The sequence below is a fragment of the Actinotalea sp. genome, from assembly GCF_041597215.1.
In the GTDB taxonomy this organism is placed as follows: Bacteria; Actinomycetota; Actinomycetes; order Actinomycetales; family Cellulomonadaceae; genus Actinotalea.
The window spans coordinates 1-4760 of record NZ_JBFHHB010000242.1; the positions used below are offsets into that span (position 1 = coordinate 1).

A 4760-nucleotide genomic window follows, 5' to 3' on the forward strand; every position below is an offset into this window, starting at 1 on the left:
AGGACGAACGAGTGGCCCGGGAGGCCCGCGTGCATCCCTTTGCCGAGGGTGTCGTAGGCGGCCGAGACGGTGCCGTCGTCGATCAGGACCGGCGTCGTGACCTGGAAGCGGTCCAGGTCCGGCTGGATTTGCGCGAGGCTGTTCATGACTATCGGCAGGACTTGCAGGTCGAGTGCGTCGAACGCTTCCTGGTCCCGCTCGATCGCGGCTAGCTGCATCGTGCAGGCGTCGCAGCCGGCTCCCTCGTTGAAGTAGAGGAGCACTGGGCGTCCCCGCAGCTGCGAGAGGCTCACGCTGGTGCCGGCCGTGGTCGGCAGCGTGAAGTCCGGGGCTTGGCGCGCCTCGCTGGAGGAATCCGGGCGCGAGGTGACCAGACCGACGGCCACGACGGCTGCGATGAGTGCGAGGATGCCGACCCACAAGATGGCTTGGACCAGTCGGCTCTTGCGGGTCCGCCGGGCCAACTCAGCTCCGCGTGCCGCGGCTACGCCCGCCGCGCGGTTGCCGGTGCTGCTCGGGCCACTCATGAGATCTCCTCTTCGGTGCGGGTGCGTTCGGCCGGGTCCACCGGGGTGGCGCTGTGGCACGACGGTGCGTCGGGCATCTGTTCGTTGGGGTCCGGGTTCGGTCGTTGCGGGCGGCGTCGCAGCGTGGCGAGCACGAAGACCGCGGCGAGAGCAAGCAGCGCGGCGCCGAGCACCGGTTCGGGGACCGGGGCGAGCCAGGTCTCGAGGGCCCCGAACACCTCGGTCAGCCACTCCGACACGCTTGCCTGGGCCGCGGTGCCTCCGGTCATCTCACCGGCCGCCGCGAGATACGCGACCAGGCCTCCCATGATCGTGAATGCGACGGCGACGGCGAGGTTGAGGCTGTTGGTCACCAGGGTGCGCCCCGCGAGGGTCAACCGGATGGTGCGTGCCCGTAGCCAGCGCTTGTCCGACAGGGCGGCCTTGTCCCAGACCAGCGCCATCACGAACAGGGGGAAGACCATGCCGAAGACGTAGGCCATCCCAAGCGTCAGTCCGCCGATCGCCGAGCCCGACAGCGCCGACAACGTCATCACACCGATCAGGACCGGGGCGCAGCAGCTCGATGCAATCCCAGAGAACACGCCGAGGGCGAAGAAGCTCGCACCGTCGCCGCGACTGGTGTCGGGCGAGGCGAGGAAGGACGGCAGGGACCACATGCGTCCCGAGAGGCTCAGCGCTGCCAGGACGAACATCAGCAGCGCACCGCCGTAGTACAGCACCGCATGGTACTGGGCGATCGCGCCGGCGAGCAGGCCAGCTCCCAGGGTGATCGGGACGAGAACAAGTGCCAGGCCAGCGGCGAAGATGAACGTCAGCGGCAGGAGGCGCCAGCGGCGGTTCTTCACCGCCCCGGCGAGGTAGCTGGGTGCAAGGAACACGATGCAGCACGGCGCGAACAGGGCCACACCACCGGCGAAGAACGCCGCCAGGACGCTGCCGGTGGTCAGCAGGTCTCCCATCTCAGCCCTCCGCCCGGATCGGGTCGGGCAGCTCGCGCCCCGTGCTCCGCAGTCGGGCCGTGAGCTTCTTCACCGGCAGCCGCCCGGCACTGAAGAAGGCGCCGTCGACCAGGACGAGCGGATTCATCGCCGGCCGGTGCAGTGCCACGAGCGTCCGTCCCTCGATCGACTCCAGGTCCACCACCGAGATGTCGAGGGCGTACCGGGCGGCGAGGTCGCCGAGCGCGACCTGGGCGTCCTCGCAGAAGTGACAGGCCGGCGCCGTTACCACGGTCACCTTCGTCGCCACCTGCCTGGCGGCTGTGGTGCTCATCGACAGACCTCCGATGTCGTCCGCTCGCTCTGAGCGGTTCCAACACGAGGTTCGGCGACCCCAACGAAGAAGCTCCCAGGAGATCGACGAAGGTTCGGTCAAGACCGCCCGGGTCGAGTGCAGCGAGAGCGTCGACGGGACGTCCTACCCAGGACAATGGTGGCCATGTCCCAGACGCCAGGCCCTAACGAACCCGGTCCTTCGACCCGCGTGCTCGTCGTCGAGGACGAGGTTCCGCTGGCGTCCCTCGTGGCGTCGTACTTGAAGCGTGAGGCCTTCGACGTCGAGGCGGTGGGTGACGGGAAGGCGGCGATCGACCTCGCTCGGTCGTGGCATCCGGAGGTCATTGTTCTCGACCTTGGACTTCCCGGGGCGGACGGGATCGAGGTGTGCCGAGCCGTGCGTACGTTCTCCGACTGCTACGTGATCATGCTGACGGCACGGGTTGAGGAGATCGACACCCTCGTCGGTCTGAGTGTCGGGGCGGACGACTACGTAGCCAAGCCCTTCAGTCCGCGGGAGCTGACCGCACGGGTCAAGGCCATGATGCGCCGCCCCCGAGCCGCTAGCGGCGCTGCTGGTCAGGCCGCGGGTACCTCGAACGACGTCAGGCAGGTCGGCGGGCTCACCGTGGACCTGACCAGCCGCGAGGTCAGCCTCGACGGCGAGTTCGTCGACCTCACCCGCACCGAGTTCGACGTGTTGGCCGTGCTGATCTCCCAGCCCCGGCGTGCCTTCTCCCGTTCTCAGCTTCTCCTGGAGATCTGGGGCCGAGACTGGGTAGGCGATGCGCACCTCGTCGACGTGCACCTCGGGCACATCCGCCGCAAGATCGGCGACGACGCATCCGCGCCAGTCTTCATCCAGTCCGTCCGTGGGTTCGGTTACCGGATGGGGCCCGGGCGGTGAGGGGGCAGGCTGGATCGCGGGGCCCCACAGGTGACCTCGCTACCCGCCTGCTGCTCGCCATCGTCGTCGTCGTGGTGGTCGGCGGAACCACCGCGTGGGTGGTCGGTGCCGGCATCGGACCGTCGATCTTCCGTTCACACATGGGGCGGACCACTGGCACGGCCGAGAGCGCGACCGCGCATGCCGAGCGTGCGTTCCAGTCCGCCTCCGCGCTCTCGCTCTCGATCTCGCTGACCGCCGCCGTGATCGCCTCGGCCGGTGTCAGCATCTTCCTCGCGCGACGGGTCCGCCGGTCCCTGGCTCCCTTGAGCAACGCGGCTCACCGCGTCGCCTCCGGTGAACGCGACGTGCAGGTCGACCCGCCAGGTCTCGGAGCCGAGTTCGACGAGCTCGCCGAAGCGTTCACGGCCATGGCCAAGGACCTGGCAACCATCGAGGCCACCCGGACCCGAATGCTCGCCGACCTCGCACACGAGATGCGCACTCCGACCTCCGTCCTCCGTGGATACCTCGAGGCGATCGGTGACGGATTCGAGGTCGCCGACGCCGGCACCGTCCGGATGCTGCAGGAGCAGGTCGAGCGCCTGGCCCGGCTCGGGGAGGACATCGCCCTGGTCACCACGGCCGAGGAGGGTCGCCTGACCCAGCACCGGGTGGAGGTCGACATGAATCGTCTCGCCCTCGAGGCGGTGACCCAGGCCGCGGGCCGATACGCCGCCGCCGGCGTTCACATCCGGGCCGACCGCGCCTCGCAAGCCGCCGTCGTTCACGCCGACCCGGATCGGATCGCGCAGGTCTTGACCAACCTCCTGGACAACGCCCTGCGGCACACACCGCCCGGCGGTCAGGTCACCGTGCACGTCGCCGTCGGGACGGACGCCGTCTCGATCGCGGTCACCGACACGGGTCAAGGGATCCCGGCCGAGCACCTCGCACGGGTCTTTGAGCGCTTCTACCGGGTCGATGCGGCGCGCGACCGGGCCCACGGAGGATCGGGCATCGGCCTGGCGATCGCTCAAGCGATCGCCAAGGACAACGCCGGCACCCTCCGTGCGCAAAGCCCAGGCGTCGGCGGCGGATCGACGTTCTCCCTGCACCTGCCGCGGATCGGCACGTCCGACGCCGGAGCCGACCAACCCGGCCAAGCACGGCCCACAGATCCCGGGCAGCGGCGTCGGAAGTGAGCCACCTGCCGCGACGGGCCCGCGCCAGTCGCACAGGATCGGGCGCCGTCCACGGGCGGAGACCGCGCCCCGCCCATCGGCCCGATCGCCGCGGGCCCGGCCCGTTCAGGGAGCAGCGGACCTACCGCTCGAGCAGCAGCCACCGGACCTCTTGACCGCGATTTCTCGATCCTTGCCCACACCACGGCACGCCGGCGTCACGATACTGATAGCCCGCATCGACCGGGCGGGAGGATCGGAGCCGAAATGACCGGTCGCCTGCACCACCGCCACGGACCGATCCGCGGTTGCCGGCCGTGACCCTGCCGCAGGCCCACCGCTGTGCGCCGGCCGCGATCGCCTCGCCGATGGTGCCGTGGCCGGGGCGCCCGGTCCCGCTCGGGGTGTCGTGGGACGGGCAGGGCGTCAATGTCGCAGTGTTCTCCTCGGTCGCCGACGCGGTCGAGGTGTGCCTCTTCGACGAAGCCGGTGTCGAGCGCCGGATAGACCTGCCCGGGCGGACCGGATGGGTGTGGCACGGGTACCTGCCGGAAGTGCGGCCCGGCCAGTGCTACGGCTACCGCGCCCACGGCCCCTACGCGCCGCACGATGGACACCGGTTCAATCCCCACAAGCTGCTGCTCGATCCCTACGCGCGCAACATCGTCGGCAAGCTGCGCTGGCACGACGCGCTGTTCGGCTACCGCATCGGCCATGTCGAGGGCGACCTGTCCTTCGACCGCCGCGACAGCGCGCCCTACATGCCGCGCTGCAAGGTGGTCGATCCGGCCTTCAGCTGGGGCGACGACCGCCGGCCCAACGTGCCCTGGCACGAGACGGTGATCTACGAGGCGCAGGTGCGCGGCTTCACGATGCGCCACCCCGA

The 4760-nt window shown here is 69.9% G+C and carries 5 protein-coding genes and 1 pseudogene; 3 read left to right on the plus strand and 3 right to left on the minus strand.

Annotated features, from left to right (window positions below; genetic code table 11):
• The 3 genes from ABWK99_RS13700 to ABWK99_RS13710 form a co-directional block, all read right to left on the minus strand.
• A partial coding sequence (locus ABWK99_RS13700) for a peroxiredoxin family protein (RefSeq protein WP_372595258.1) occupies positions 1-527 on the minus strand: 527 nt, incomplete at its 3' end.
• The gene (locus ABWK99_RS13705) at positions 524-1489 is read right to left on the minus strand and encodes a cytochrome c biogenesis CcdA family protein (RefSeq protein ID WP_372595259.1); all 966 of its coding nucleotides are present in this window, start codon (positions 1487-1489) and stop codon (positions 524-526) included. The genes ABWK99_RS13705 and ABWK99_RS13700, both read right to left, overlap by 4 nt.
• 1 nt (position 1490) lies before the next feature.
• Positions 1491-1802 carry a glutaredoxin gene (locus ABWK99_RS13710; protein WP_372595260.1) on the minus strand — a complete coding sequence of 104 codons (312 nt, stop codon included), beginning with the start codon at positions 1800-1802 and terminating at the stop codon, positions 1491-1493.
• Positions 1803-1967: 165 nt separating this feature from the next.
• On the opposite strand from ABWK99_RS13710, the gene ABWK99_RS13715 reads away from it, so the two are divergent.
• The 3 genes and pseudogenes from ABWK99_RS13715 to ABWK99_RS13725 all read left to right on the plus strand — a co-directional run.
• On the plus strand, positions 1968-2711 hold the full coding sequence (locus ABWK99_RS13715) for a response regulator transcription factor (protein ID WP_372595261.1): 744 nt from the start codon (positions 1968-1970) through the stop codon (positions 2709-2711).
• Positions 2712-2851: 140 nt separating this feature from the next.
• Positions 2852-3895 carry a sensor histidine kinase gene (locus ABWK99_RS13720; RefSeq protein ID WP_372595262.1) on the plus strand — a complete coding sequence of 348 codons (1044 nt, stop codon included), beginning with the start codon at positions 2852-2854 and terminating at the stop codon, positions 3893-3895.
• Between the two features lie 296 nt (positions 3896-4191).
• Positions 4192-4760: pseudogene (locus tag ABWK99_RS13725) on the plus strand (hypothetical protein); the annotation flags it as partial.

Bases quoted from the DNA above. Each gene is read 5' to 3' on its own strand.
- ABWK99_RS13705 (WP_372595259.1), bottom strand. From the start codon at position 1,489: ATGGGAGACCTGCTGACCACCGGCAGCGTCCTGGCGGCGTTCTTCGCC.
- ABWK99_RS13710 (WP_372595260.1), bottom strand. From the start codon at position 1,802: ATGAGCACCACAGCCGCCAGGCAGGTGGCGACGAAGGTGACCGTGGTA.
- ABWK99_RS13715 (WP_372595261.1), top strand. From the start codon at position 1,968: ATGTCCCAGACGCCAGGCCCTAACGAACCCGGTCCTTCGACCCGCGTG.
- ABWK99_RS13720 (WP_372595262.1), top strand. From the start codon at position 2,852: ATGGGGCGGACCACTGGCACGGCCGAGAGCGCGACCGCGCATGCCGAG.